The 26,911-nt window shown below is 68.0% G+C and carries 30 protein-coding genes and 1 riboswitch; of the genes, 18 read left to right on the forward strand and 12 right to left on the reverse strand.

Translation table 11 applies throughout. The annotated features are described in order from the left end of the window. Positions 1-19: 19 nt before the first annotated feature. Entirely contained in the window at positions 20-790 is a 771-nt protein-coding gene (locus ASD47_RS05340) for a pseudouridine synthase (protein ID WP_056752670.1), read from the reverse strand. Between the two features lie 116 nt (positions 791-906). Between ASD47_RS05340 and ASD47_RS25995 the strand changes: the two genes are divergently transcribed. Next, complete coding sequence (locus ASD47_RS25995) at positions 907-1,209, forward strand: hypothetical protein (protein WP_082564477.1); 303 nt, start codon at positions 907-909, stop codon at positions 1,207-1,209. A 172-nt stretch (positions 1,210-1,381) separates the two neighbouring features. Here ASD47_RS25995 and ASD47_RS05350 read toward each other — a convergent pair whose 3' ends face one another. Both ASD47_RS05350 and ASD47_RS05355 read right to left on the reverse strand, forming a co-directional pair. Continuing rightward, positions 1,382-1,561 carry a hypothetical protein gene (locus tag ASD47_RS05350; RefSeq protein ID WP_056752674.1) on the reverse strand — a complete coding sequence of 60 codons (180 nt, stop codon included), beginning with the start codon at positions 1,559-1,561 and terminating at the stop codon, positions 1,382-1,384. A gap of 8 nt (positions 1,562-1,569) precedes the next feature. Then, positions 1,570-1,890, reverse strand: coding sequence for a hypothetical protein (locus ASD47_RS05355; RefSeq protein ID WP_056752677.1), 321 nt, complete (start codon positions 1,888-1,890; stop codon positions 1,570-1,572). A 100-nt stretch (positions 1,891-1,990) separates the two neighbouring features. On the opposite strand from ASD47_RS05355, the gene ASD47_RS05360 reads away from it, so the two are divergent. Beyond that, entirely contained in the window at positions 1,991-2,446 is a 456-nt protein-coding gene (locus ASD47_RS05360) for a hypothetical protein (RefSeq protein WP_056752680.1), read from the forward strand. A 58-nt stretch (positions 2,447-2,504) separates the two neighbouring features. Here ASD47_RS05360 and ASD47_RS05365 read toward each other — a convergent pair whose 3' ends face one another. After that, positions 2,505-4,151 carry a pectate lyase gene (locus ASD47_RS05365; RefSeq protein ID WP_056752684.1) on the reverse strand — a complete coding sequence of 549 codons (1,647 nt, stop codon included), beginning with the start codon at positions 4,149-4,151 and terminating at the stop codon, positions 2,505-2,507. A gap of 515 nt (positions 4,152-4,666) precedes the next feature. Between ASD47_RS05365 and ASD47_RS27115 the strand changes: the two genes are divergently transcribed. The 5 genes from ASD47_RS27115 (at position 4,667) to ASD47_RS05385 (ending at position 10,013) form a co-directional block, all read left to right on the forward strand. Then, positions 4,667-4,837: a hypothetical protein gene (locus tag ASD47_RS27115; RefSeq protein ID WP_163230131.1), complete on the forward strand. Its 171-nt coding sequence runs from the start codon at positions 4,667-4,669 to the stop codon at positions 4,835-4,837. A 107-nt stretch (positions 4,838-4,944) separates the two neighbouring features. Continuing rightward, positions 4,945-5,961, forward strand: a complete 1,017-nt coding sequence (locus tag ASD47_RS05370; protein ID WP_056752879.1) for a sensor histidine kinase — start codon at positions 4,945-4,947, stop codon at positions 5,959-5,961. 94 nt (positions 5,962-6,055) lie between these two features. Then, complete coding sequence (locus ASD47_RS05375) at positions 6,056-7,948, forward strand: transglycosylase domain-containing protein (protein ID WP_056752686.1); 1,893 nt, start codon at positions 6,056-6,058, stop codon at positions 7,946-7,948. Between the two features lie 167 nt (positions 7,949-8,115). Next, positions 8,116-9,252: an articulin gene (locus ASD47_RS05380; protein ID WP_230983934.1), complete on the forward strand. Its 1,137-nt coding sequence runs from the start codon at positions 8,116-8,118 to the stop codon at positions 9,250-9,252. Positions 9,253-9,392: 140 nt separating this feature from the next. Beyond that, positions 9,393-10,013 (forward strand): DJ-1/PfpI family protein, encoded by a 621-nt coding sequence (locus ASD47_RS05385; protein ID WP_056752689.1) that lies wholly within the window; start codon positions 9,393-9,395, stop codon positions 10,011-10,013. A 26-nt stretch (positions 10,014-10,039) separates the two neighbouring features. On the opposite strand, the gene ASD47_RS05390 is transcribed toward ASD47_RS05385, so the two are convergent. After that, the gene (locus ASD47_RS05390; RefSeq protein WP_056752692.1) at positions 10,040-10,711 is read right to left on the reverse strand and encodes an aspartate/glutamate racemase family protein; all 672 of its coding nucleotides are present in this window, start codon (positions 10,709-10,711) and stop codon (positions 10,040-10,042) included. 187 nt (positions 10,712-10,898) lie between these two features. Between ASD47_RS05390 and ASD47_RS05395 the strand changes: the two genes are divergently transcribed. Both ASD47_RS05395 and ASD47_RS05400 read left to right on the forward strand, forming a co-directional pair. Then, a complete protein-coding gene (locus tag ASD47_RS05395) occupies positions 10,899-11,297 on the forward strand; it encodes a hypothetical protein (protein ID WP_056752695.1) in 399 nt (132 codons plus the stop codon). A 30-nt stretch (positions 11,298-11,327) separates the two neighbouring features. Then, positions 11,328-12,176 carry a neutral zinc metallopeptidase gene (locus ASD47_RS05400; RefSeq protein ID WP_056752698.1) on the forward strand — a complete coding sequence of 283 codons (849 nt, stop codon included), beginning with the start codon at positions 11,328-11,330 and terminating at the stop codon, positions 12,174-12,176. A gap of 132 nt (positions 12,177-12,308) precedes the next feature. Here the strand turns inward: ASD47_RS05400 and ASD47_RS05405 are convergent, their stop codons facing one another. Continuing rightward, positions 12,309-14,114, reverse strand: coding sequence for a bifunctional diguanylate cyclase/phosphodiesterase (locus ASD47_RS05405; RefSeq protein ID WP_056752701.1), 1,806 nt, complete (start codon positions 14,112-14,114; stop codon positions 12,309-12,311). 171 nt (positions 14,115-14,285) lie between these two features. Then, positions 14,286-14,392: riboswitch (TPP riboswitch) on the forward strand. Positions 14,393-14,465: 73 nt separating this feature from the next. On the opposite strand from ASD47_RS05405, the gene thiC reads away from it, so the two are divergent. From thiC to ASD47_RS05420, 3 genes are all read left to right on the forward strand, one after another. Continuing rightward, positions 14,466-16,301 (forward strand): phosphomethylpyrimidine synthase ThiC, encoded by a 1,836-nt coding sequence (gene thiC, locus ASD47_RS05410; RefSeq protein WP_056752704.1) that lies wholly within the window; start codon positions 14,466-14,468, stop codon positions 16,299-16,301. A 125-nt stretch (positions 16,302-16,426) separates the two neighbouring features. Then, complete coding sequence (locus ASD47_RS05415) at positions 16,427-16,630, forward strand: hypothetical protein (RefSeq protein WP_056752707.1); 204 nt, start codon at positions 16,427-16,429, stop codon at positions 16,628-16,630. 102 nt (positions 16,631-16,732) lie between these two features. After that, a complete protein-coding gene (locus ASD47_RS05420; protein WP_056752709.1) occupies positions 16,733-17,086 on the forward strand; it encodes a DUF1428 domain-containing protein in 354 nt (117 codons plus the stop codon). A gap of 40 nt (positions 17,087-17,126) precedes the next feature. On the opposite strand, the gene ASD47_RS05425 is transcribed toward ASD47_RS05420, so the two are convergent. Together ASD47_RS05425 and ASD47_RS05430 are read right to left on the reverse strand one after the other, a co-directional pair. Continuing rightward, on the reverse strand, positions 17,127-17,411 hold the full coding sequence (locus ASD47_RS05425; protein ID WP_056752712.1) for a DUF3892 domain-containing protein: 285 nt from the start codon (positions 17,409-17,411) through the stop codon (positions 17,127-17,129). A 405-nt stretch (positions 17,412-17,816) separates the two neighbouring features. After that, positions 17,817-18,170: a nuclear transport factor 2 family protein gene (locus tag ASD47_RS05430; RefSeq protein WP_056752715.1), complete on the reverse strand. Its 354-nt coding sequence runs from the start codon at positions 18,168-18,170 to the stop codon at positions 17,817-17,819. 158 nt (positions 18,171-18,328) lie between these two features. On the opposite strand from ASD47_RS05430, the gene ASD47_RS05435 reads away from it, so the two are divergent. Beyond that, a complete protein-coding gene (locus tag ASD47_RS05435) occupies positions 18,329-19,123 on the forward strand; it encodes a DUF2461 domain-containing protein (protein ID WP_056752718.1) in 795 nt (264 codons plus the stop codon). Positions 19,124-19,171: 48 nt separating this feature from the next. Here the strand turns inward: ASD47_RS05435 and ASD47_RS05440 are convergent, their stop codons facing one another. Continuing rightward, complete coding sequence (locus ASD47_RS05440) at positions 19,172-20,053, reverse strand: LysR family transcriptional regulator (protein ID WP_056752721.1); 882 nt, start codon at positions 20,051-20,053, stop codon at positions 19,172-19,174. A 116-nt stretch (positions 20,054-20,169) separates the two neighbouring features. On the opposite strand from ASD47_RS05440, the gene ASD47_RS05445 reads away from it, so the two are divergent. After that, entirely contained in the window at positions 20,170-20,589 is a 420-nt protein-coding gene (locus tag ASD47_RS05445; protein WP_056752884.1) for an ester cyclase, read from the forward strand. Between the two features lie 379 nt (positions 20,590-20,968). On the opposite strand, the gene ASD47_RS05450 is transcribed toward ASD47_RS05445, so the two are convergent. Then, positions 20,969-23,119, reverse strand: coding sequence for a galactosylceramidase (locus tag ASD47_RS05450; protein WP_082564478.1), 2,151 nt, complete (start codon positions 23,117-23,119; stop codon positions 20,969-20,971). Positions 23,120-23,405: 286 nt separating this feature from the next. Between ASD47_RS05450 and ASD47_RS05455 the strand changes: the two genes are divergently transcribed. After that, the gene (locus tag ASD47_RS05455; protein ID WP_056752727.1) at positions 23,406-23,822 is read left to right on the forward strand and encodes a hypothetical protein; all 417 of its coding nucleotides are present in this window, start codon (positions 23,406-23,408) and stop codon (positions 23,820-23,822) included. A gap of 77 nt (positions 23,823-23,899) precedes the next feature. Continuing rightward, complete coding sequence (locus ASD47_RS05460; protein ID WP_056752730.1) at positions 23,900-24,829, forward strand: hypothetical protein; 930 nt, start codon at positions 23,900-23,902, stop codon at positions 24,827-24,829. A gap of 44 nt (positions 24,830-24,873) precedes the next feature. On the opposite strand, the gene msrB is transcribed toward ASD47_RS05460, so the two are convergent. Further along, positions 24,874-25,365, reverse strand: a complete 492-nt coding sequence (gene msrB, locus ASD47_RS05465) for a peptide-methionine (R)-S-oxide reductase MsrB (RefSeq protein WP_056752886.1) — start codon at positions 25,363-25,365, stop codon at positions 24,874-24,876. 124 nt (positions 25,366-25,489) lie between these two features. Here msrB and ASD47_RS05470 point away from each other — a divergent pair, with 124 nt between their 5' ends. After that, positions 25,490-26,059 carry a DJ-1/PfpI family protein gene (locus ASD47_RS05470; protein WP_056752733.1) on the forward strand — a complete coding sequence of 190 codons (570 nt, stop codon included), beginning with the start codon at positions 25,490-25,492 and terminating at the stop codon, positions 26,057-26,059. 50 nt (positions 26,060-26,109) lie between these two features. Here ASD47_RS05470 and ASD47_RS05475 read toward each other — a convergent pair whose 3' ends face one another. Further along, a complete protein-coding gene (locus tag ASD47_RS05475; protein WP_056752735.1) occupies positions 26,110-26,634 on the reverse strand; it encodes a heme-binding protein in 525 nt (174 codons plus the stop codon). 179 nt (positions 26,635-26,813) lie between these two features. Here ASD47_RS05475 and ASD47_RS27420 point away from each other — a divergent pair. Then, positions 26,814-26,911: biotin carboxylase N-terminal domain-containing protein (locus ASD47_RS27420; protein WP_235525767.1), on the forward strand; the 98-nt coding region annotated here is incomplete at its 3' end.

Here is a 26,911-nt window from a genome sequence, read left to right on the forward strand (position 1 = left end):
GGGCGCGGTCAACGGCCGGTTATCGAGGCGCGAGGCCGATCAGGCTGGACCGTTCGGCGACGGTCAGCGGGCGCCAGCGGCCCTCCGGAAGGTCGCCCAGCACAAGGTCGCCGATCCGGACCCGCAGCAGATCGACGACGGTCAGCTCGACCAGTTCGCACATCCGCCGGATCTGGCGGTTGCGGCCTTCCTTGAGGACGAACCGCAGCTGCTGGCGGCCGACGACCTCGACCTGGGCGGGCCGCAGCTGGCGCTCGTCCAGTTCCAGGCCATGGCGCAGCAGGGCCAGCTTGTCGTCGGTGATCCAGCCGTCGACCCAGACCAGGTATTCCTTCTCCAGCTCCGAGGCCGGCCCGATCACCGCCTTGGCCACCACCCCGTCCTCCGAGAGGATCAGCAGGCCGCGCGAATCCATGTCCAGCCGCCCGACCGGGGCCAGCCTGTTGTCGAAGTCGGGGATGACCGGGCTGGCGCCGACCAGGGCTTCGCGGGTCAGCAGGCGCACGGCCGGAACCTGGCCTGGATCGGGTTGCGACGAGACGATCCCGACCGGCTTGTGGATCATCACCGTCAGAGCGCCCTCCAGCTGGGCCTGGGCGCGGTCGGACAGCACCAGGGTCTGGCCGGGTTCGATCTTGCGGCCGACGTCGTCGACCCTCTGGCCGTCGATCGACACCAGGCCCTGGCTGATCAGGGCCTCGGCCTCCCGGCGCGAGCAGACGCCGTTCTGGGCCAGCCAGCGATTGACGCGCTGGGGCTCGGCTTCGTCATAGAGGCGGGTCCAGGCCATGATCGCAGCGTCCAGAAAGGTGAGCGGGCCTGTCTAGGACCGGTCGGCGGGGTTCCGCAACCGCCATGGGGGCGTGGCCGTTCCACTGCGAGTGAAACTTGGCTTGGAGAAATCCCATGACCGATCGCGTCGACAACGACACCGCCCTTGAGGAGGTCATGGAATTCCTCGCCAATCCGCCCGCGCCGGGCACGCCGGAGGACGCCCGCTTCGGAGCCCGGCTGCGCCAGGTTCTGGCGGCCTCGATCATCGACGATCCGGTGGACGAGGATGATCCCGTGCCCAAGCCCGAGCTGGCCCTGGACGACGACCTACGCCGCAAGCTCGAGGCGGCGGCCAGGCGGCGGTCGAGCAACCCGTTCGGCGAGCATCCGGAAGGGATCGGCCCGACGCTGGGGATGGACTTGAGCAAGTCGTAAGGGCGGTGAGGCCCTAGCGACTGTGCACGATTGCCGATCTTTGGGCCGAATTCCTCGTCCTTCGACAAGCTCAGGATGAGGAATTCTACTCAACCGCCTCGCCAGTAGCCCTCATCCTGAGCCTGTCGAAGGACGAGGGCGGCGACGCTAAACGTCTGACGGTCCACAGACCCTAGACCCGGCCGCCTGGGCTATTCTTGAACGTATTGCCGACCTCGCGGGAATCGCCGCCGTCCGGCCCGGCCGTGCGCCGTTCCTTCCGGCCGGTCTCGGCCGTGTCCTTGTCTGGGATCTCGCCCAGCGGTAGGGCGTCGTTGGCTTCGCGGCCCTTGGTGTTGTTCTTCTCGCCCATGACGGCTCCTAGTGACGGGTGTGGTGTTCGGCGTTGCGCTTGCGGGTCGCGGCCGCCTTCTTGGCCGAGGCCGAGCGTTCGGCGGCCGTGCGGGAAGCCGCCGCCTTCCCCCCCTTCTCGCCGCCCTTGTGGGCCGCCGGATGGCCGGTGTCCTTGCCGCGGCCCGAGCCGCCGGGCCGCTTGCCGCCGCCGTCGTCCTTGTTGACCGTCGCCCAGGCCCGCCGCTCGGCCTCCTTGTCGGAGACGCCGCGCTTTTCGTAGCCCTCGGCGATATGGTCGGCCTTGCGCTCCTGCTTGTCGGTGTACTTGGACTTGTCGCCTTGGGGCATGTCGTCCTCCATCTGCTGTGGGAGGAAAATCCGTCGGTGGGACGCGAGGTTCCCAGGGCCAACCTTCGGAACAAGCTGAGCAATCGATCGTTCGAAGCCCATGGCGCGCAAGCTGAAAGTGTTCTGCTGGTCCGACGGCCTCCACGACTACACGGTGGCGGCGTCCTCGCGCGCCAAGGCGCTGGAGGCGTGGGACGTCGGCCGCGACCTGTTCAAGGACGGCACGGCGCGCGAGATCGTCGAGGGGCGAGCCCGCGACGCCGCGCTCGATGCGCCGGAGACCGTCGTCACCACCCCGGCCGGCGGCCTGGGCGCGGCGTTGAAGGCCTTGCCCGCCAAGGCGCGGCGCAAGCCGTCCAAGGCCGAAACGGCGCGGGCCGAGAAGCTGGCCGCCCTGAAGGCGGACCTGGAGGCCGTCGAGGACGAGGCCGAGGCCTCGGAACTGGCCTTCGCCGAGCGGCGCTCGGCGCTGGACGCGGAGGAGGCGGCGGCGATGGAAGGCTTCGAGGCGCGGCGGACAGAGCTGGAGAAGGCGATCAAGGTGGCGCGGAGTTAGGCTTTGGGATAGCGGGCGGGGACACGCGCAGGCGCGTGTCCCCAGGACCGTCCCGGTCCTAAGCCGTCACGTAGCGGATCAGGGCCGCCATGTTTTCGATATAGGCGCCGGTCGAGATGCCCGGCTTGGGTACGTCGGCGAGGTAGGGCGAGGTGTCGGTGGGATCGCCCACGCGGGTCTGCGAGAACTCGCCCGGGGTCACGGTGGTCGAGCCGTCGCCGATATAGGGGTTGCTGACCGCCTTCATCGGCGTGGGCCACCAGCCCTCGGCGTTCAGCTCGGACATCAGCTGGGCGACCTGCGCCTCCGAGGTCTTGCCGTCGGCGGCCTTCAGGGCCCCGACATTGAGGTCGGACACCGAGATGTCCTTGGTGGTGAAGTAGCGCGGCAGGGCCTGGCTGCCGCCCTTGACCTTCAGCGGCGAGTCCTTGCTGGCCACCTCGGGCGGCGTGGCCTTCAGCGTCTCGTAGCGCTTGCGCAGCTTGTCGATATTGACCGAGCGGAACGACGAATAGTGGACGATCGTGTTCTCCCAGTGCTTGTCGACGAAGTACTCGCCGTTGAACACGTTGGAGCCGCGACGGTGCACGTAGAGCGGCTCGTTCGTGCCGATCTCGATGAAGGTGGGATAGCGCGGCTTGCCCGGGGCGATCTTGTCGTCGAGCTTCAGGCCGGCCAGCCAGTCGATGGTCTCGGGGATGCGGTCCAGGTACTTCGGGTCGCCCGTCAGCTGATAATAGTCCATCAGGTTTTCGAGGTTGCCGGCCGTAGTGTGGCTGGCGAAGGCCTTGGGTTCGTAGGTGCGCGCCCCGGCCGGCTTGAGGTCGGCCACCGTATGCTGCAGGCCCCAGCCGGGTTGCGGCATCGGCTGGTGGGCGGCGATGTAGATGTCCATGGCCCGCTTGATCGGGTCCAGCACGCGCTTGTCGCCCAGGGTCTGCCAGACCATGATCAGGAACTTGATGTTCTCGTCGACCACGCCGTCGTTGAAGGTGATGTAGCCGGTGTAGTCGGGGTGGCCCTTGTTCTCGAAGCCGCTCATCAGCGGGAAGCGCTGCGGCCAGCCGCCGTTCGGGTACTGGGCGTCGAGGACGAACTGGATGGCCTTGTCCAGCGCCGGCCTGAAGGCCTTGTCCTTCTTTTCCAGATAGATGCGCAGCATCAGCTGGCAGCTTTCGGCGGTGCCCTCGTCGTCGAACGTGGCGTTGCCGTAGTAGTGCTGGAATTCCTCCAGCCGCCAGCCGTTCTTGCCGATGGTGTCGTACCACTTCTTCAGCGACTCCGGCCCGGCCAGGTCGCCCATGTAGTTCCAGCCGCCGGCGGGGTGCTGGATCTTGATCAGCGCCTTAGCCGCCTTCTTGGCCGCCTCGTAATAATACTCGTCGCCGGTGGCGTGGTAGGCGTCGAGGAACAGGTGGCCCATGGTCGCCGTGCCGGGCGGCTGGACCCAGATCATGGTCGGAAAGGCCTCCATCTCGCCGAACCGCCGCGAGAAGTCGGGCAGGTAGCTCCAGACATAGCCGCCCTCATAGGCGGCCTTTTCGGCCATGAAGGTGGTGGCCTTCTTCATCGTCGCCAGGACCTGGTCCCTGAACGGTGCGAGGCCCTGGGCCAGGGCCTTCAGCGGGGCCATGGCCGCGGCGGCGGCGAAGGTGGCGGTGGTCGTCGCCAGCAGGCGGCGGCGGGTGAGGGGGCTCAGCGGCATGGACGGTACTCTCCCAGGGGACCTTCGCGTCGAGCGACCCGCGACGCAAGGCCGCGGCAGGCTGGCTGGGAGAGGGACAGGAGGGCGACTTTGTCCCCCTTGATCCTGGTCGTCCTCCCGGTCGGTCCTTGCCGAAACCCCCGTCGCCGTTGGCCGGCGCGTTGTTGATCGCAGTTATGATACCGGTGTCATGACTTGACCAGCGCCTTTTGGTCGAGCTTTGTTATGTGACGCCGCGTCAGGCTCGTGCGACAGGCCGTCACGTTGTGTCAGGCCGGTCGTTCGGCGAGAACGGGTCATCGGTTTTTGAGGCGACGCCGCCGCGCCGGGTTCTGGTAGCGCGCGACGCCGTCCTGTTGGGGAACAGGACGACGGCCCCGGGTCAGCAATGATCCGGGGCCGTTTTCAGTTTTGAGACCGATCACAGCTAGGCTATTGATTTACATATTATATTACAATGTTCTGCGACTAGCGGTCACATGGTTCGACGCGTTCATCCCTCGTAAATACTCACTATGCCCAGCCAACACGACCACCTGAACGAAGCCGAGCACCTTGAGCGCCAAGCCGAGCTTGCCGACAGCGAGCACGCCCGTGAGGCGCTGCGCCGCATGGCCCAAACCTCGCGGCTGTCGGCCGCCCTGGTCGGCATGCTGGAAGCCAGCCGCGAAGAACACCCCGGCTGATCGGGCGCGTGGATCGCTCGTTTCCTCGCAAAGTCGTCCCCCAGATACACGCATCGCTTGAATTGCTACGCGGCTCGGTGAACATGGGCTCCAGCAAGGAGACCTTGGTGGCGGGCGAGGGATCGGACAAGGCTGTTCTGGAGGGCGCCGGGGCTTACTTCCTCAGCATCGTGGAAGCCAGCCGCGACTGCATCCGGGTGATCAGCCCCGAAGGCTTCGTCGAATACATGAACGCCCGCGGCCAGGCGCTGTTCGAGATCGAGGATTTCGCGGGCCGAAACCGCAGCCGCTACTGGCCGGACCTGTGGCCGGACGAAAGCCGCGCCGCCGTCGAGCAGGCCCTGCGGATGGCCCTGGCCGGCGAGGCCGCCGCCTTCCGCGCCCTCTGCCCCACCGCCAAGGGCGACCCCCGCTGGTGGGACACCACGGTGTCGCCGATCCTCGACGAGGGCCGGGTGATCCGCGTCCTGGCCACCTCGCGCGACGTCACCGGCGAGATGCGGTCCGAAGCCCAGCGGCAGCTGCTGGTCAACGAGCTGAACCATCGGGTCAAGAACACCCTGGCCACCATCCAGTCGATCGCCAGCCAGTCGCTGCGCAACGCCGGCGTCGACCTGGCCGTGCGCGGCGCGTTCGAGGGCCGGCTGATGGCCATCGCCGCTACGCACAACGTGCTGACCGACGAGAACTGGTCGGCCGCCAGCCTGCGCCAGATCATCGACGGTTCGGTCACCCCGTATCGCAGCAATCCGTCGCAACTGACCATCAGCGGACAAGACCTGAGGGTCTCGCCCAAGCCGGCGGTGGTGCTGGCCCTGGCCTTTCACGAACTGGCGATCAACGCGCTCAAATACGGCGCCCTGTCTTCGGCGGGCGGCCATGTCGACATCGGCTGGGCGGTCGGGGGCGGCGGCCAACTGGACATCACCTGGACCGAACAGGGCGGCCCGCCCGTCCTGCCGCCCGAGCGCCGCGGGTTCGGCTCGCGGATCGTCGAACTAGCCCTGCCCAACGAACTGGGCGGCGCCGTGGACGTCGACTATCGCCCGGAGGGCCTGCGCTGCCGCATCCACGCCCCGCTGGCCGCCCTCGACAAGGTCGACGCCTTCATGCCGCTGGCCTGAAGGGGGCGGTCAACTTCCCGACACCGTGAACCGCGATCCTGCTGGGCCGTTGTGCAAGCTTGAGCGGCGCTGAGGTCGCGGAGGCGCGTCGCTGATGATCCCACGGCAGGCGAAGACGGGGCTGGCGACCGCCTGGACGGCGGCTTGCGCCTTTGTCTTGCGCCATCGACTGTGGTTCGGGGCCGCGATCGGGGCGCTGCTGCCGCTGGCGGTGCTGCTGGTCTGGCTGGGCGCGAGCCTGCCGGTCTCGCGCGCCCTGGAGCCCCTGCCCAGCCGCGCCCTGATCCTGCTGGACGACCAGGGCCAGCCTTTCGCGCGTCGCGGGGCCTACAAGGAGGCGCCGGTGATCATCGCGGCGCTGCCCAGGCACGTGCCGGCCGCCTTCGTGGCCATCGAGGACCGTCGCTTCTACCGCCACATCGGCATCGACTTCCAGGGCGCGGCGCGGGCGCTGCTGGTCAACGCCAAGGCCCACCGCACCGTCCAGGGCGGCAGCACCATCACCCAGCAACTGGCCAAGAACGCCTTCCTGACCCCCGAGCGCAGCCTGCGCCGCAAGGGCCAGGAGGCGATGATCGCCCTGTGGCTGGAGCTGCGGCTGTCCAAGGACGAGATCCTGTCGCGCTACCTGTCCAGCATCTATTTCGGCGATGGGGTCTACGGCCTGGGCGCGGCGGCCCGGCATTATTTCGGCAAGCCGCCCGAGCAGCTGTCGATCGGCGAGGCGGCGATGCTGGCGGGCATCGTCAAGGCCCCAGTCGACCTGGACCCGGTCGACCATCCCCAGGCGGCGGGGGCGCGAGCCCGGCTGGTGCTGGACGCCATGGTGCAGACCAAGGCCATCAGCCGCGAGCAGGCGCAGGCCGCCGGCCATGTCGTGGCGCCCGCCACCCGGGCCGACCTGCCGGTGGGGGGCTATTTCGCCGACTGGATCTCGCCGCAGGTGAAGTCGGCCTTCGACGGGCCGGGCTATGGCGAGGTCCGGGTGTCCACCACCCTGGACAGCCGCCTGCAGCGGATCGTCGAGCGGGCGGCGGCCAAGGAGATGAAGAGCGCCGCCAAGGCCAAGGTCGGGCAGGTGGCCGTCGTCGCCATGCGCCCGGACGGCCGGGTCGTGGCCATGCTGGGCGGCGCGAACTATCGCCAGTCCCCGTTCAACCGCGCCGTCCAGGCCCGCCGGCAACCGGGCAGCGCCTTCAAGCTGTTCGTCTACCTGGCCGCCCTGCGCGACGGGGCCACGCCCGACAACCTGGTGATCGGCGATCCGGTGACGATCGGCGGATGGACGCCCAGCAACTACGAGGGCGGAGGCGGGCGCGACCTGACGATCCGCGACGCCTTCGCCCAGTCCAACAACATCATCGCCGCGCGGGTGTACCAGCAGGCCGGCGGGTCCGAGGTGGTCCGGGCGGCGCGGGATCTGGGGATCGTCTCGCCGCTGCGCGAGGACGACGCCACCCTGGCCCTGGGCACGGCCGAGACCAGCCTGCTGGAGCTCACGGCCGCCTACGCCGCCGTGGCCTCGGGCAAAATGCCGGTCCGGCCCTACGGTCGCCCGCGCACGACGCCGATCGCCGCAGCGGATATGGACACCGCAGAGCGGGCCGCGCTCTACGACCTGTTGGGCGCGGTGGTCGAGGAGGGCACCGGCCGCGCGGCGCGCCTGGGGCAAAAGGCCTATGGCAAGACCGGCACCACCCAGGACTATCGCGACGCCCTGTTCGTCGGCTTCACCGGCGACCTGGTGGTCGGGGTCTGGGTCGGCAACGACGACCATTCGCCGATGCAGCGCATGGTCGGCGGCGACCTGCCGGCCCGCATCTGGCGCGACGTGATGACCGGCGGCCTGAAGGCCGGGCTGGTGGCGCGCGACGGTCCGCCGGAGCCGCGCTACGACCGGGTCGAGCGCCCCGAACCGGAGGTCGTGGAACCGGCGCCGCGACCCAGGCGTGTGCCGAAATGGATCCGGCGCATCTTCGGACTGTGACTTTTCCACGGACTCGTGCTCGCGAACGTCCCCCGGAGCGGGGGAGAGGCGAATGGCCCGCCGCTTGCTGCCAAGCCTACGCCGCGACCCAGAATGGGACGCTTTTCGATCGTTCGGCGGAGAACGGTCGAGAGGTGCTGGGCGGCGTAGTCGGAAAGGCGCTTGGAATGAACCCGAAGGCAGTGCTCCTGATCGGAGCGACGACGATGATGCTCGCCGCGATGGGGCCGGCGGCGACCGCGCTGGCGGACGGTTATCCGGCCAGCGTCGCCCCCGTCGCCAAGCCGAAGCCCGTGGTCCGAACCCGGGTGAAGATCGTCGAACGCCCCGTCTACGTCGAAAAGATCGTCAAGCAGCCGGTCTATATCGAAAAGCGCACCGAGGTGCCCGTCGACCGGCCGGTCTATATCGACCGCCCGGTGGACCGCATTGTCGAGAAGCGGGTGGAAGTGCCCGTCGAGCGCATCGTTGAAAAGCGCGTCGAGGTCCCGGTCGTGAAGATCGTCGAGAAGCCCGTCGACCGCCCCGTCTATATCGACCGTCCCGTCGATCGGGTCATCGAAAAGCGGGTCGAGATCCCGGTGGATCGTCCGGTCTATGTCGATCGGCCGGTGGACCGCGTGATCGAGAAGCGGGTCGAGATCCCGGTCGACCGCCCCGTCTATGTCGACCGTCCCGTCGATCGCATCATCGAAAAGCGCGTGGAAGTGCCGGTCGACCGTCCGGTCTATGTCGACCGCGTGATTGAGAAGCGGGTCGAGGTGCCGGTGGAGCGGATCGTCCGGACGCCGGTCTATGTCGAGCACCAGGAACGTCGGGTCGAGCGCCGCGGCTGCGACTGCGAAGGCGACCGTGGCTATTACGAGCAGGGCGGCGCCTACGACCAAGTCCAGGGCGGCTTCGAGCGTTCCGAGGAGAGCTACGAGTCGGAATCGAGCCGCTATAGCGAGGAAGGCCAGGGCTGGAGCTCGCAGGGCAGCTACATGGCCGGCGACGGCTACGCCCAGTCGCTGGGCGGCGTGGGCGGCGGTGGCTATTACGGCTATTCCAGCGCCCGCTACGGGGCCGGCGGCGGTTGGCTCGGCGGCCAGTCCTATGGTCGATCGGGCTATTCGGGCGGCTATTCCAGCGGTTGGGCCGGCGCCGGCGCCGCATCCAGCGCCCGGGCCAGCTCCAGCGCCAGCTCCTCGACCAGCGTGACGGTCTCGGGCGGGGGGCATTACGGCGGGGGCGGCCACGGCGGCGGTTATGGCGGCCATGGCGGCGGCTCGACCGGCGGTCACGGCGGCTGCTGCGGACGCTGACCGCGTTCGCGCGGCCGCCGGCGTCGCGCCGGACTGACGCCCTGCGCGGTTTCTTCACCGAAACCGCCGCGTAAATCGAAGACGACGGCGCGGGGATGGCCTAAGACCCGAGAGGTGCAACGCCCCCGGGAACTAGGCCCATGCAGATCGCGGTCCTCACCTTCGATGGTTTCAACGAACTGGATTCGTTCATCGCCGCGGCGATCCTCAACCGCATGAAGCCGCGCGGCTGGAAGGCGCATATCACCGCGCCGACCGAAGAGGTGACCTCGATGAACGGCGTCGTCGTGCGCCGGCAGAAGCCCCTCGGCTTCGCCGCCGAGGCCGACGCGGTGATCATCGGCAGCGGCGTCCGCACGCGGGAGATCGCCGCCGATCCGCACCTGCTGGCCCAGATCCGCCTGGACCCCGCCCGACAGCTGATCGCGGCGCAATGCTCGGGCACGCTGATCCTGGCCAGGCTCGGTCTGGTCGACGGCGTCCCGGCCTGCACCGACCTGACCACCAAGCCCTGGGTCGTGGACGCGGGCGTGAACGTCGTCGACGCGCCGTTCTTCGCCCATGGCCATGTCGCCACCGCCGGCGGCTGCCTGGCGTCGCAATATCTGGCCGCCTGGATGATCCTGCGCGGCGCGGGCCGCGAGGCCGCCGAGGCCGCGATCCACTATGTGGCGCCCGTGGGGGAGAAGGCGGCCTGGGTCGAGCGGGCGATGGCCGTGGTGACGCCGTTCGCCGGGCCCGCGGTGGTTGCGGCCGAGTAGGTCGGCCTGGTCGCGGAGGCCGGGGATCAGTCGGAGGCCAGGCAAACCTCCACGCACCGCCGTGCCAGGGCCTCCGTCGCGTCGATGAACGGCACGACCAGGTCGGCCGCGTCCATCGCCAGCGGAACCTCCGTGCAGCCGGCCACCACCGCCTGTGCGCCCTTGCCGACCAGGCGGTGGGCGAGGGCGGCCATGGTCTGGCGGCTGTCGGGACCGAGGTCCCCGTGCTTGAGGCGATAGAGCAGGGCCATGAACTCGACCTGTTCGTGGTCGTCCAGGGTCACGGCCTCGATCCCCAGGTGCGAGAAGGTCCGGCGGTAGAGGGCCAGGGCCCCGCCCGTGCCCAGCACGCCGACGCGTTCGGCGCCTTGCGCCTTCGCGGCCAGACCGGCGGTCTCGATCAGGTCGATCAGGGGCAGGCCGCTGGCCTTCACCGGGTCCACATGAGCGTGGGCGGTGTTGCAGGCGATGGCCAGCACCTGGGCCCCGGCGTCACGCAGGCCCACGGCCATCTGCGCCAGCACCGGCCCGGCCGCGTCATAGCCGCCATCGCCGTCGGCGACCCTGGGATTGATGTCGACCAGCACCCGCAGATGGTCGCGCTCGCGCCCGACCGGCGTGGCGGCCTGCAGCTTGGCCAGGAAGTCGAGGGTGGCGGCGGGGCCCATGCCGCCGAGGACGCCGAGAACCTTGGACATGGTGCGATCCCTCCGCAGCGGCGCGATTTTCCGCTCCATCCGATAGCGGGGCGGGGGACGCCGCGCCATAGGCGACGCCACAATGAAAAGGCTCCCAAAAGCGGCCTCGCGCGTTCTACGATCAGGCGGCCCTGAACGCGACGCATTGAAAGCGTTATATCCAGGGTCCTGAATCGGAGCCGACGGCATGACCCCCCTAGGTGCGAAGACCCTGGCGATGAGCGTGGCGGCGGGCCTGGTCGTGGCCTCAGGCGCGTCCGCCTTCGCCCAGACCGACCTGCGGGCCCTGCGCCAGCGGGACGAAATGCTGCAGCAGCAGGACATCGCCCGCCAGGACGCCCTGGCCGCCCAGCGCGAGCGATCGGCGGCCCAGAGCCGCTACGACACCCAATTGACCCTGCGGGCGCTGAACGAGACGGCGACGCCGCCGACCCGGCCCATGCTGCGGCCAGCCCTTTCGCCCACCCCGCCGCGCGGACCCACCGCTGACGACATGGCCGCCGACATCGCGCGGATGGACCGCCTGACCGACCAGGCCCTGGCGGCGGGCAACGCCCGCCTGCGGGCCATCAAGCCGGCGTCCTGACGCCGTTCGCAACACCAGGAGACTGATCGCATGCAATGGGGTGGGGGACGCCGCGAAGGCAATATCGAGGATCGCCGAGGCCTGGGCCCGGTGGGCGTGGCCGGCGGCGGCATCGGCGCGCTGGTGCTGGCGGCCGTCGGCTATTTCGTCTTCGGCATTAGCCCCGAGCAGACGATGAGCGTGGTGGGCGGCGCGCAGCAGCCCGCCGCCCAGGAGGGCGTGCGCGGCCAGGTCAGCGACCGCGAGGGCCAGTTCATCGACGTGATCGAGACGTCCAACACCGACGTCTGGGGGCCGCTGCTGGCCAAGCACGATGTCACCTATCGCCCGCCCGCGGCGGTGGTGCTCTACACCCAGGCGACCGGCACGGGCTGCGGCACGGGCCAATCGGCGATGGGGCCGTTCTACTGCCCGGCCGACAAAAAGGTCTATCTCGACACCAGCTTCTGGAACGAGCTGGAGACCCGGTTCGGCGCCAAGGGCGAGTTCGCCCGCGCCTATGTGATCAGCCACGAGATCGGCCACCACATCCAGAGCCTGACCGGCGCCGCCGACGAAGCCCGCCGGCTGGGCGCGCGCGGGGCGCAGAGCGGTTCGGTGCGGCTGGAGCTGCAGGCCGACTGCTATGCCGGCGTCTGGGCCCGCCACGCGCCGGAGGCCTCGAACGGCGGCATCCAGATCTCCAGGGCCGACATCGAGGACGGCCTGGGCGCGGCGGCGGCGGTCGGCGACGACGCCATCCAGGAGCAGGCCCAGGGCCGCGTCATGCCCGACAGCTTCACCCACGGCACCTCGGCCCAACGCATGCGCTGGTTCGGCAAGGGCTACGACGCGGGGGATCCCGGCGCCTGCGACACCTTCGGCGCGCGGACATTGTAGGGCTCAGGCCGGCAGGCGCGCGCCGAGATTGTCGGCCAGGTTCACCGCCCGCGGATGACCGCGCTGGTCCCACTGGAAACGGCCTGGCTCGGCCTCGATCCTTGAACGGGCCCCATGGGGCCCTGGACTCGGCTAGCCGCACCTCCGCTGCTGCGCGAACAGCGCCGGAACCTCGTCCGCCGGTCCGGCGCGGCCCAGCAGATAACCTTGCGCCGTGTCGCAGCCCTGCTCGCGCAGTTGGGCCAGCTGGTCGGCGGTCTCGACGCCTTCGGCCGTGGTGACGAACCCGAGGGCCGCGCCCAGGCGGGTCACCGCCCTGACGATGGCGGCGCAGGGGCCAGGTTCGGACAGGCCGGCGATGAACGACGGATCGATCTTGACCTTATCGAACGAGAACAGCCGCAGGCAGTCGAGCGAGGAATGGCCTGTCCCGAAATCGTCCAGGGCGATGCGCACGCCCAGCCCGCGTAGCTGATGCAGGATCGCCAGGGCGCGCGCGCCGTCGCCGCGCAGCACCGCCTCGCCGATCTCCAGCTCCAGGCGGGCCGGGGCCAGGCCCGAGTCCGCCAGGGCGCGGGCCACGGCCCCAACCAGGGTTCGGCTCCGGAACGCCGTCGGCGACAAGTTGACCGCCACCCGGACGGGTTTCGGCCAGCCGGCCGCGTCGGCGCAGGCCCGTCCGATCACCCAGTCGTCCACATGGGCGATCAGGCCGGTTTCCTCGGCCAGGGCGATGAAATCGGCGGCCGCGACCATGCCGTGGCCGGGGCGGTTCCAGCGCAGCAGGGCCTCGAACCCGACGATCGCTCCGGTCCGCGTGTCGACCTCGGGCTGGTAGTGCAGTTCGAACCGTTCGGCCTGGGCCGCGTCGCCAAGATCCTGCTCGAACTTGCGACGCGCCTCGGCCAGGGCGTCCATCCCGGGCTCGAAGAAGCAGGCTGTCCCGCGTCCCTCAGCCTTGGCGCGATAGAGGGCGAGGTCGGCGTTGGCCAGCAAGGGTTCGGCGTGGTCGCCGTCGCCCGGCGCGATGGCCACGCCGATGCTGGCGCCGATCGTGATGCGGTGGCCCTGAATCTCGAAGACCGTGCTGACCGTTTCGATCAGCCGCCGGGCCAGGGTCTCGACCTGCCTGCGCCCCTGTCCGTCGGGCAGCAGGACCACGAATTCGTCGCCGCCCAGGCGCGCCACGGTGTCGTTCTCGCGGACGCAGGCCGACAGCCGCCCGGCCACGGCCCGCAGCAGGTCGTCGCCCACCGGGTGGCCCAAGGTGTCGTTGACCGCCTTGAAATGGTCGAGGTCGACACAGAGCACCGACAGGCGGTTCGTCGGCCTGGAGCGGGCCAGCGCCCGGTCCAGCCGCTCATGCAGCAGGACGCGGTTGGGCAGGCCGGTCAGCGGGTCGTGGCGGGCCAGGTGCCGATCGGCGGCGGCGGCCAGGATCTCGGTGACGTCCTCGTGGCTGGCGACATAGCCGCCGCCGGGGATCGGATTGTGGGTGATCTGAATGGTCCGGCCGTCCTCGAGCTGGACGTGACGGTTGATCAGGTCGCCGCCCCGCAGCGCCGACTCGATGGGAATTTCGCGATACTCCACCCAGTCAACGGGGGCCGAGCCGGTGGCGATGCGGTGGTTCAGGATGTCCTGCAGCGGGGTGCCCGGCCGGGTCAGACGCTCGGGCAGGGCGTACAGTCGCCGATAGGCGGCGTTGCACAGGATCAGCCGGGTCCCGTCGTCGAACATGCATAGGCCGTGGGGCATGTTGCTGAGCGCGGCGTCGAACCGCCGGTTCTGTTCGGCCAGGGCCAGCTCGGCGGCGGCCTGGCTGATCCTGTCCTGGGCGCGGCGGAAGCTGTTCGGCGTGGACTCCAGGCGCGGCTTGGCCGGAGCCGCTTGCGCTCCCGCGTCCGGTCCGAGGTCGTGCGGCCTCGGCTCTGCCATCTTTCGCGTCCCTTCGCATTTCTGGCCGTCCAGCTTCGCCGATCGCGGTCAACGCGCTGTTAGCGAGGCCGTGGAAACGGTGCGGCGGAACAGCGCATGGTGAAGCTCGGACCTCCGTCAACGCCGGTTTCACGGCCGCCCTTGACCCGTGCGTCAGTCGGCCTAGTGTCCCCCCGTTCACCGGGGGGCCGTTTCGCGCGGCTGAGATTGGGCGCCCGCCCTGACCCGTCGAACCTGATCCGGGTCATGCCGGCGAAGGGAGGGAACGCGGCCGGGACTTCGAAAAGCCCGTCCGTAGACCGACTTAGCGCGACACGTCCGGGTCTCCTTGCCGCTTGAGGAGCGCCCGAAATGAACGTTCAACTGCCGATCAAAGACGCCATCGGGGCCATCCCCACCGGCGAACGCCCTGGTTCGCGCAAGGTCTACCAGGCCGGCGCGCTGTTCCCCGACATCCGGGTGCCGTTCCGCGAGGTCGCGGTGCACCCGTCGGCCAACGAGCCGCCGGTCACCATCTACGACCCGTCGGGTCCCTATACGGATCCCCACGCCAAGATCGACATCGAGCAGGGCCTGCAGCGGGTGCGGGAGCCCTGGGTCGTGGCCCGGGGCGACGTCGAGGTCGTGGCCAATCCCCGCGAGGTCAAGCCCGAGGACAACGGCTTCGCCCAGGGCAAGCACCTGGCCCCGCAGTTCACCGCCAAGCGGCCGATCTTCAAGGGCGCGCAGGGCAAGCTGGTCACCCAGCTGGAATACGCCCGCGCCGGGATCATCACCGCCGAGATGGAATATGTCGCCATCCGCGAGAACCTGCGCCGCGAGCAGAACGCCCCGTGCGTGCGCGACGGCGAGGACTTCGGCGCGAGCATCCCCGACTTCGTGACCCCCGAGTTCGTGCGTCAGGAAGTGGCCCGCGGCCGGGCCATCATTCCGGCCAACATCAACCACGGCGAGCTCGAGCCGATGGCGATCGGCCGCAACTTTCTGGTCAAGATCAACGCCAACATCGGCAACTCCGCGGTGCTCTCCACCGTGGCCGACGAGGTCGACAAGCTGGTCTGGGCCACCCGCTGGGGCGCCGACACGGTCATGGACCTGTCGACCGGCCGCAACATCCACAACATCCGCGACTGGATCATCCGCAACAGCCCGGTGCCGATCGGCACGGTACCGATCTACCAGGCGCTGGAGAAGGTCAACGGCGTGGCCGAGGACCTGAACTGGGAGGTGTTCCGCGACACCCTGATCGAGCAGGCCGAGCAGGGGGTGGACTACTTCACCATCCACGCCGGCGTCCGTCTCCCGTTCATTCCTCTTACGGCAAAACGTGTCACCGGCATCGTCTCGCGCGGCGGCTCGATCATGGCCAAGTGGTGCCTGGCCCACCACAAGGAGAACTTCCTCTACGAGCGCTTCGAAGAGATCTGCGAGATCATGCGCGCCTATGACGTGTCGTTCTCGCTGGGGGACGGCCTGCGCCCGGGCTCGACCGCCGACGCCAATGACGAGGCCCAGTTCGCCGAGCTGCGCACCCTGGGCGAGCTGACCAAGGTGGCCTGGAAGCACGGCGTGCAGGTGATGATCGAGGGGCCGGGCCACGTGGCCATGCACAAGATCAAGGCCAACATGGACGAGCAGCTCAAGCACTGCCACGAGGCCCCCTTCTACACCCTCGGCCCGTTGACCACCGACATCGCCCCTGGCTACGACCACATCACCAGCGCGATCGGGGCGGCGATGATCGGCTGGTTCGGCACGGCCATGCTCTGCTACGTCACGCCCAAGGAGCACCTGGGCCTGCCCGACCGCGACGACGTCAAGACCGGCGTCATCACCTACAAGCTGGCCGCCCACGCCGCCGACCTGGCCAAGGGTCACCCCGGCGCGGCCATGTGGGACGACGCCATCAGCCGGGCGCGGTTCGAGTTCCGCTGGGAGGACCAGTTCAACCTCGGCCTCGACCCCGAGACCGCCCGGGCCTTCCACGACGAGACCCTGCCCAAGGAGGCGCACAAGACCGCCCACTTCTGCTCGATGTGCGGCCCCAAGTTCTGCTCGATGAAGATCAGCCAGGAAGTCCGCGAGTTCGCGGCCGGCATGGCCCCGAACTCCATCGAACAGGGCATGGCCGAGATGAGCGACAAGTTCCGCGAGCAGGGGTCGGAGATCTACCTGAAGACGGAGTAGGGCGGAGCAGGGCGCGTCGTCGGCGTGCCCTGCAATCATCACGGAGTGGTGATCATTGGTTGCGGGGATCGCGTATACACTCATAGGTTCAGGCGCCAAAGGCGCGGCGACCGGGAGGACGTATCGTGGCTCTTCAACCTCGGCAGATCACCGCCATCCACAGGAACGATCCCCAGTGGATCATCGAGCTCTGGCTGGCGATCCACGGCGGCGATCCTGCGCCTGACGCGCGGGCCGTGGCCAAGGTTTCGGCCGACATCATCAAGGCGGTGTCCAAGCACCTGGATCCGGCGCACCAGAAGGCCGTCGTCGCCGCGCTGGGCCACTGATCCGGCCGGATCTCGCCGTCCGCCCCGAAAAAATCGATGCCTTTGTCGGCCTTGTCGGCGTTCAGTCGTCCTAGGGGACCTGATGCAACAAGGGAGGACGCCATGTCCTATGTCGACGGTTTCGTGCTCGCGGTGCCCAAGGCCAATATCGAAGCCTACAAGAAGATGGCCCAGCTGGCCGGCGAGGTCTGGATGGAGTTCGGCGCGCTGTCCTACGTCGAATGCCTGGCGAACGACGTGCCCTATGGCGAGCTGACCTCGTTCCCGCGCGCGGTCCAGGCGACCGACGACGAGATCGTGGTGTTCTCGTGGATCACCTACAAGGACAAGGCCTCGCGCGACGAGATCATGGCCAAGGTCATGGCCGACGAACGCCTGAAGGCCGACATGGCCAACATGCCGTTCGACGCCAAGCGGATGATCTTCGGCGGGTTCGAGGCGTTTCTCGAGCTGTAGGCAACAAAAGTATTGGGCGCGCCGAAGCGCGCCCAATTGATTAGGGGCACTCGGGCAAGCTCAGCAAATTGTTGGGCTGATCGCCGTCGTTTTGAGTTTTTAGGTACTTATTGCCGTTGTTGGTCGCGACGATCACTTCGGCGACGTGACCACCACCCTGAGTCCAGAAGCTATAGGTACCGTTTTCGATGCCGATGATGGCGGCCGGCTGGCTGAGTTTCCAGCGCGTGCCATCAGGGTTGACGCCGCCCACGTTCTGGATGCGATCGTGGGCGCTGTAGCGATCAGTCTTATTAATGCACTTAATTTCGGCGCGAGTAGTCATGCGTCCGCCCCTCCTTAGGGCGTCGTTGGCGGACGGACTTGACTTGAGGACGTCGTGGAAGGAATGTCCACGTGTCTATACGACCTCGTTGTCCTGCAGCCCGTCAGTGGTTGCGGCAGGAACCGTGAACTAGAAGCCGTCGGAGTTCGCGCTCCGGCGGCTTCGTCGTTCTTAGCGTCACGTTAATAAGTGGTACCTAGCGCTGGGCGCGAGTCAAGCGCAGACGATCCACACCAACCCTCATAGATGTAGGGTTATCTGTGGATAAGTCGTCTAGATGTAGCGGTTAGCTACATGTCTCGTGATTCCAGAAAGCCGCGCAAGCGTTTCTGAGCGTGTTTCGATTCGTTTTAAGGAAGCGGCAATCAGCTACCTTTCTGCCAGGCGATCCGGTGCCGCCGCCCTTCAATAGAAGAACCGCTCCTCGACGATCTTGCCGTCGCGGATCGTGTAGAGGCCGACCTCGTCCAGGGTGGTGCGCTGGCCGGTGGCCTTGGGCGTCACGTCCATCTTGAAGCCGACCACGAACTGGTCGCCGTTGACGAACGGACCGGTGATCGTAAAGCCGTGGACCTCGTTGTTGGCGGCCCACCACTCGCCCTTGCCGCGCACGGCGGCCTTGCCGGCCACGCGAGCCATGTCGCCAGGCATGGCCTCGACGCTGACCACGTCGTCGGCCCAGTATTTTTCGCCGGCCTCGTCGAACTTGCCGGCCTTGCAAAGGGCCACGAGGTCGGCGGCGATGTCTTGGATGCTCATGGAAGGCTCCTGGGTCGGGGTGAAGATCGGGGCGGACCGTCCACCCTCCCAAGCCTTCGTGCAAGGCTGTTTGTTCCCCATAGGTTCCACTTCGGCGCGGTTGCTGACAGGAGGTGTCAGCAGGGACAGGCGGCGGCCTTCTGCTCTAGCCTCCCGCCATGACTCGCACGTCCTTCCCCGGCTTCGCCGCCGCCGACCTGGCCTTCCTGACGGGCCTGGCCGCCCACAACGACCGCGACTGGTTCACGGCCAACCGCGCCGTCTACGACGATCGCCTGAAGCCGACCCTGGCCGCCCTGATCGACGCCCTGAACGCGGCCTTCGCGGCGCGCGACCTGCCGCTGGCGGGCGATCCCAAGAAGAGCGTGTTCCGCATCCATCGCGACGTGCGGTTCTCCAAGGACAAGCGGCCGTACAAGACCCACGTCTCGGCCACGCTCACCCGCGCCAATCTTGATGGAAGTTGGCAGAAACTGTCGCCGGGCCTCGTGTATGTGCACATCGAGCCGGAGGGCGGGCCGGCGCCGGCCTTCGATCCCGAGACCATCGACCCGCTGGACCCCTCGACCCTGCCGTCGGCCCAGGCGTCCGAGGCGGGCTATTTCGGCAACGGCCCGTTCGCGGCGGCCGGCTTCTACCTGACCGAACGCCCGGACATCGACGCCTTCCGCCGGGCCATCGCCGCCGATCCCAAGGGCTGGGCGGCGGTCGAGACGGCCCTGGCCGCCAAGGACTTGGCGCTGGACTTGGGCGAGCCGACCAAGCGCATGCCCAAGGGCTTCGAGGACCAGGCCGGCGGCTCGCTGGAGCCCGCGCTCAAGCGCACCCGCTGGCTGGTCCGCCGCCCGCTGACGGGGGCCGAGATCGGCGGCAAGGGGCTGGCGGAGATCATCGCCGACTTCGTGGCCGACGCGCGGCCGTTGCTGGCGTTTGGGTGGAAGGCGTTGGGGTAGGGCGGCTTTTATCCTCGGTAGGATTGTGAACAGTCTGCCGCCGAGCGATCAGCCAAACGCCAGAACAGCGAAGTCGATGAAGCTGCGTAGTTTGGGGGTCATGAGGCGGTCGGGGGCGTACAGGATGTGTAAGGGCCGGGCGGGTGCGGTGTAGCCGGGCAGGACTTCAACCAGCCTGCCGTCTTCCAAGGCCGGCTGCAGCAGTTCGACCGGCTGCAGCAAGACGCCAAGGCCCGCGAGCGCCGCGTGCAGCAGCGGCTCCCCATGATCGACCATCAGGCGACTGGTCACCGGCACGACGGTGCGCCCGCCCGGGCCGTCGAAAGTCCAATGGGTCCGCAGTTCCGTATGGGCAAAGCCGAGGCATTCATGCTGCTGGAGGTCGTGAGGCGCCAGAAGCGGCGGCGCTCCAGCAAGATAGGCGGGCGCGGCGCAGAGGACGAGCCGATAGGGCGCCAGGGCGCGCCCGACGAGGCGGCTGTCGGCCAACGCGCCGACGCGGAAGGTCGCGTCATAGCCCTCGTCGACCAGATCTATGGCGCGGTTGTTGAGCGTCAGGTCGACGGTCACCTGCGGATGGTCCCGGAGGAACTCTGGTAATCTCGGCGCGAGGGCATGCATGCCAAAGCTGACCGGCGCATTGACTCGAAGCCTGCCCGTCGGCGTCGCCAGGGCCTCGGCCGCCAAGCTTTCCGCCGCCTCGACATCAGCCAGAATGATCTTGGCCCTGTCGTAGAAGACGCGTCCGAAATCCGTCAGGCTCTGCCGACGAGTCGTCCGATGCAGAAGCTGCACCCCGAGGTGGGCCTCCAACTGGCCAACCTGTTTGCCCACCAACTGGGGAGAGCTCCGCAACGCTTGCGCCGCGGCGCTGAACGATCCGAGCTCCACCGCCCGGATGAACACCCTCATCGCCGCGAACCGATCCATTGGAAACTCTAGGTTTCTACTGTCTGTCCAACCCTACCATTATTCGGACGTTGGTTTTCGATTATCAGGCATGTGCGCCGCCGACGGTGAGCGAGCCGCCCATGCAGAGGTCCGAAATGTCGTCAGACGCCGCCCACGCATTCATCCACCGCTTCACCAACTTCATAAATTCGGGTGACCCGAGCCTGGCGCCGGAGCTTGTTTCTACGGACGCCATCTTCCACGCGCCAGGTGCGGCCCCGTTGTCGGGTCCTGATGGCTATCTGCAACTCCTGGCGATGCTCCGGAGCGCCTTTTCGGATGTGCGGTGGGTGTTGGAAGAAGCGGTGGCCGAGGGCGACACGATCGCCGCCCGCTTCAGCATGAGCGGCACGAACGATGGCTCGTTCATGGGCGCGCCGCCGACCGGCAAGGCCTTCCAGGCCACGAGCATGGGATTCTACAAACTCTCGGGCGGAAAAATCGTCGAGGAGCGAGGTCTTCCCGACATGCTGTCGATCCTCCAGCAGATCGGGCTCGCCCCCCAAACGTCGTAGCGGCGCAACACGGTTCTGCGCTCGGGCCTTTGGTCGAATCTCCGGTTTCGCGCGACGGCCCAATTTCCGTTCCCGACCCTAGTTGGCCGTTCCGCGCCGCATTGCGCACGTGTGGCTGCCGACGCCCGCCTCGGGTCGCGCCCTCAAGAGCTCGCAAATAAGATGCGCTTGAGGGTCGGCCAGTATGGTCGTCGAGGAAAGGTCGGAGCTCGTCCCTTGATCGCCTGCCGAAAGGCGAATGGCCTGAATGCGAGGTAAATATCACGCTCGCCGTCGCTGACGACTATGCCTCGTGACCACGCGTTGCCGTACCAGACCCACTGTCCCTCGACCCTTTCGAATGCGGCGGCCAAGACTTCGTTCTGGGGCAAGCTCATCCCTAGCGCGCGGGATAAATCGGCTTTGCTGCGGGCCGCGACGCCGCAACGCGCGGAGCCAGCTCGCCGACAGCGGCCAACTCGATCTCGTCAAAGAAGGGCGTGCTCATGGACTGCTCGCTCGCGCCCGCCTGCAGCCCCGCCATGCCCGAGCGAAAAAGCGTGTCGGAGGCCTTCACGAGCGGCTTGCCATCGACGAACCCGGTCAAGTCGCTCCCTTGCATTTGCAGCTTCAGCCGATGCCAGCCACCCGACCCCGTCCCGTCAAGCCGCGCGGTCGCGAGGGTCTTTTCGCCGCCCTCGCCGGTATCCGCGCCGCTTTTGATGATCGCCTGCTGCACGGCGTCGCCCACAAGCGCCTTCTTGTCGATCTTGCCGCGAACGGCCACAATGCTGACCTCGCCGGCTGACGACAACCGCAGGACATAGCCCTTCGGGATGGAGCCGTAGCCGCTTCCGACATTGTTGATCCGGCCCATCACGCCACCCGATTCGCCGGGTTTCAGATAGACGTCGGCGCTGACGGCGTAGTCCTGCCACTGGTCGTCCCCGAAGATGGTGTAGGGGAGCCAGCCGGGGGCCCAGGATATGGGATGAGTTGGCGCTGCCTGGCGAAGGCAAACACCCTTGCGCTGCGGACAGCCCGCCAGTTCGAACGCCCCGTAAATGTCGGCGAAATAGCGGGGCAGGTAGCCCCATCGCGCGGGCTGGCCGTATTCGTCGAACGTCTCGCGATACGGAAAAGGAAAGGGTCTGGCGTCGGGCACGGCGTCGAAACGGCCCTTCTGCTGTCCGCGGGTGGTGGTGAAGGAGTAGACCGCCCCAGGCTCAAGCCGGAGGGTTGCGACGCCGTTGGACAACGCGACGTCGGGCTGGCGCACGAACTGTTCGGCCGCGGTGCTTCGCCATACGGCCAGCGGCCCTGAAGCGAGATTGAGGGCGTCGAGCCGGACGGACTGGGCTTCTTTCGCGTCGGCGGTTTCTATGACGATGCTGTAGTCGTTGCCGGGCGATTTCAGGGCAACGAAGGTTCCGCCGCCTTTGAGCGCGCCGCTTCCGCCCGCCAAATAGGTCCAGCCAATCTCGGTGAACTGGCCATAATGGGCATAGGCCCAGAGCTTCGGATTGACGACATACCGGCCGCTCCAAGGCCAATTCGCCCGGACAAGCGCCTCTTTCTCTCCCGAATAGGGCTCCATCGTGTACAGCCCCGCGATGCCGTACCAGTCGACGATCTTGGTGAAGCCGTCGGTGATATGGCCTTCGTTGAACGACTTGACGGTGTTGAGGAGCCCTTCGTAGCCGGCCTGATAGACGTGCTGCTCGGTGTTCCAGAGCGGCTTGCCCATCTGCGCGGCCAATAGCTTGACCTCGGGCGAGACCTTTGTCCCTTCCACCGGGCTGACATGCGCGCTCGCGATGTCGAGCGCCGCGCGCAAGGACCCGTCGCGGGCCATGTCCTTGACGAAGTCGAAGCGGTCGTCCTGCCAATTGTCGAAGCCGTGAAGTCGGACGGCGGCGAAGCCATTGGCGTTGAGCGCCTGCCGCATGGCCTTGGCGAAATCGTAGCTGACGCCCTTCTCGTTACGAAGGCCCATCGCATCGAGAGTCAGGCCGTGCACGTCGCGCAGGCCCTTGAGCCAGGAGATGTAATAGTCGACCCCGTCTTTCGAGAAGAACGGCTCGTCGGCGCGACCGTAGCGGACGCCGCGGTCGCCCACCCAGCCGGGGGCGCTCCAGGCCGCTCCGTCGAGCGAAAGCCGGGGATTGCGCCGGCGAGCCTCGGTCATGACCCACCAGATATAGCCGCGACCGTAGTTGAGATCGTCCCGGCTGTGCCTATGGCTTGGCATCGAGCCCTGCGTCGAGTTGCCGTCGCCGGGGATTTCGACATAGAGCGCGCTCACGGACGCGCCGAATTTCGGCTTGTACACCAGATCGAGAATTTGCCGCCGCTGCGGCTCTGGATAGTCCTTCAGAAGTACCGAAGTCGCGCCGCCGCCATCGACCACCCCAATGCCTTCGAACGTCGCCCCGGTCGCCTTGCCATCGAGATGCAAAGGAGTGACGACCGAATCCTGGGCCGTGGCCGGTTGAGCCGCCACAAGAAGGGCTGCGCCTAGCGCCGCGATCGTTGCGTAAAAACCGTTCATCGGTTCATCCCCGTCCCCTACTTCCAGGCGGCATTGAACGCCTTTTGTCGGACAAAATCGTTCGATTCGTTCCATTCGGGCCATTGGAATGATCCGGAAGGGCTTGAGGTCGGCGATGACGTGGGCGGTCCGCGACGCTCGGCGGCCGAGATCCGGCGTGAGCGGCGCTGTCGCAGCTTGGCGGGGCGTCGCGCTGACGTGCTGACGCTTCTCAATCGGCCGTTAAGGCTGTTGGCGCACAGTTTTCCACAACCCGCCGGCAAGGCGGAGCCCAGGGAAGACCGTCATGTCCTCGACCGTGACCTCCAGCTTTCGCCGCAGCCACGACCATTTCGAGCCCCAGGACACCGATCCCCAGACCCAGCGCCGCCTGCGCGGCCAACTGGAGCAGATCGACTACACCGCCTTCGCCTCCAACACCGCGGTGATCGCCCAGGTGCTGGGCAAGAGCGACGGCGGCAAGTTCCAGCGCCTGGCCGTGGCCGCGGCCCTGGCCCGCTCCCGCTGGGTGGCCGAGGCCGTGGCCATGACCGAAAGCGGTTCGGCGATCACGCCGGAACAGACCACGCGCCTGGCGACCCTGCGCGCCGCCTACGAGGAACTGGCCGAGGTCTACGAGGCCATGCGGCGCATGGTCGAACGCGGCTACCTGACCTACAGCAGCTCGATGGTCACCGAGGGCGGGAATGTCGTCACGCGATAGTGACATCAAAATACGCGCATAAGTTTTACGTTGCGCTAACGTGCCGCCGGCTCATTCCGAGCGCGGAGGCATTCCCCATGTCGGCCTATCCCATCGCCATCTATGGCAACGGCCTGTTCCAGGACGGCTATCCTAATCCGCCCGTGCCCTACACCCAGCAGGCGGCTCAGCTGAACGCGGGGATCACCACGGTCATCCTGTGGTCGATCCACATCCATCCGGGCGGCGACCTCTATCTCAACGACACGCTGTTCGTCAGCGGCGGCCAGATCAAGTACGCCGCCGATGGGACCAGCGGCGTCAATCCGAACTTCCCGGCTCTGGTGAAGGCGCTGATGGCCGGCGGCGGCAGCGTCCGGGACCTGATCGTCTCGGTCGGCGCCTGGGGCACGACCAGCGACTTCACCGCCTGGCTCGACGCCCGCGACCAGGTGAAGGCCAATCTCGGCGCCCTGGTCTCGGCCTTCGGGGTGACCGGCGTCGACTTCGACTACGAGTCCCAGGACGGCTACACCAAAGACGACCAGGCGATGATCGTCGCCCTGACGCTCGACGTCGGTTCGATGGGGCTCTACGCCACCTATTGTCCGTACACGGCGACCAGCTTCTGGACCGGCTGCCTGGCCGACGTCTACGCCCAGAACGGCCAGAAGCAGGTCGTCAAGTGGATGAACCTGCAGTGCTACGCCGGCGGCAGCGGCAATTCGCCGACGGACTGGGCCGACGCCGTGCGCGCGACGCCGGACACCGGCGTGACCGACGCCGACGCCTTCATCGTCCCGGGCTTCGCGGTGCTGGGCGCCGACGGCTTCGGGCCCGAGCAGATGCAGGAGACCTTCGCGGGCTTCGCCGGGACCGGGATCACCGGCGGCTTCCTGTGGAACAGCAGCGGCATCTGGTCGACCGAGGTCTCGGGCGGCGGCAAGCCCACGCCCGCCGACTACGCCCAGGCCATCACCAACGGCCTGGCGGCCACGGCCAAGCCGCGCGAGACGGTCGAGGCCTGATGCGAGGCGGAGCGCCGGCGACGGGTCGGCGCTCCGCTATCGCTCTACGCGACGATCCTGTCGCCGCGGTGCAGCGGATCGGGCAGGGGATCGCCGGCCTTCACGAACTGCAGCGACACCGAATTGATGCAGTAGCGCAGCCGGGTCGGGGCCGGGCCGTCGGGGAAGACGTGGCCCTGGTGGCTGTCGCAGCGGGCGCAGCGCGTCTCGATGCGGACCATGCCGTAGGAGGTGTCGCGCACCTCCTTGACGTGGGCCGGGTCGAACGGGGCGTAGAAGCTGGGCCAGCCGGTGCCGCTCTCGAACTTGGTCCGGTATTCGAACAGCGGCAGGCCGCATTCGCGGCAGCAATAGACGCCGGGGCTCTTCTCGCCCAGCAGGCCGCCGCAGAACGGGGCCTCGGTGCCGTGGTGCAGCAGGACGCGCGCCTCCTCGGCCGTCAGGTCGGCCTCCAGGCGCTGGCGTTCCGGCTCGGTCGGCGGGGTCAGGTCGAAGCCGCTGGAGGACTGGGCGGAGAGGGGAGCTATGTCGGTCATGGTCGGCAATATGGGCCCTCGGCGGGTGTTGCGGTAGAGGGCGAAGGCCTGCTGACAAGGGCGGTCGCGCCGGAGCATAAGACGGTCGATCGCATTCGTTCCGAACCGTCGAAAGGACCCCGCCATGACCGTCGCCGTCGCCTTCCTGCAACCGGGCTGGGCCGATTGGGAGGCCGGTCAGGTGCTGGCCGCCCTGCGCGAGTACTATGGCGTCCAGATCGAGATCGCCACGCCGGACGGCGAGCCGCAGACCTCGATCGGCGGCGTGTTGGCCGCGGCCGACTATCGGTTCTCCGACCCGGTGCTGGCGGACGCCGACGTCTTCCTGCTGATCGGCTCCGATGCCTGGCCGGCCTATCGCGACGAGGCGTTCGACAGCCTGCTGCGCCAGGTTCACGCCGACGGCAAGATCGTCGGCGCGATCTGCGGCGCGACCGTCGCCGTGGCCCGAGCCGGGCTCCTGGCCGGCAAGGCCCACACCTCGAACGGCGCGGACTGGCTGACCGGCCATGCGCCGGCCTATGCCGGGATCGAGCGCTATGTCGACACGCCCAAGGCCGTGGCCGACGGCAAGCTGGTCACCGCCGCGGGCTCGGCGCCCGTGACCTTCAGCGCCGCGATCTGCCGACTGGTGGCGCCGGAGGGCCAGCACGACGACTACGTGGCGATGTTCGCCGGGGAGTTCGAGAACTAGCTTCGACTTCCCTCATCTTAGCGAACGCGGGGAATGAGCGGCGTCTAAGGTTACTTCAGCGCCGCCGCCGCGACCCGCGCCACCTGGCCGTCCTGGGCGCCGGAGCCGCCGGAGACCCCGATGGCCCCGACGATCCTGTCGTCGACGATCAGCAGTTCGCCGCCCTCGATGGCCAGGGCGCCGGTGAAGATGGAATTGAGCGTGCCGCCCTTCACCGCCTCCTGGAAATAGGAGGTGGGCCGGCGGAAGTTGGCGGCGGTCTCGGCCTTGCGGCGGGCCACGTCGTTGGAGCCGTACTGGGCGCCGTCCATCTTCTCGCTCAGCACCAGGGCCCCGCTGGGTTCGACCACGACGATGACCATCGACCAGCCCTGCCTGCGCGCCTCGGCCTCGGCGGCGGTCGCGGCGACCTTCGCCTCCACCAGGGTGACCGGACGGCCGTAGGGCGGGGCCGGCGGCGGGCCATGAGGCGCGGCCGAAGGGGCGGGACCTGGCGGGGAGACGGTCTGGGCCAGGGCGGAGCCGGCGGCCAGGACGCCGGCCAGGGTCAGCAGCGCGAAGGCGGGACGAAGCATCGACGGTTTCCTCTCAGGCGGCGCGAACAACGGGCTCGCCCGCCGATCGTCGCTCTTCGTTGCGGCTTCTCCTGGAAACCGGTGTCATGACCATGTCACGCGGCGCCGCCGTTGCAAACCTCCAGCGGCCTGATAGTCCCTGTGCAAGGCATAACGACAAAAGCTTAGGGACCGGCTGGATGTTCGACAAACTCCTGATCGCCAACCGGGGCGAGATCGCGGTGCGGGTGATCAAGACGTGCCGGCGGCTGGGGATCAAGACCGTGGTGGTCTATTC

The organism is Caulobacter sp. Root1472, assembly GCF_001426985.1.
Classification (GTDB): domain Bacteria; phylum Pseudomonadota; class Alphaproteobacteria; order Caulobacterales; family Caulobacteraceae; genus Caulobacter; species Caulobacter rhizosphaerae.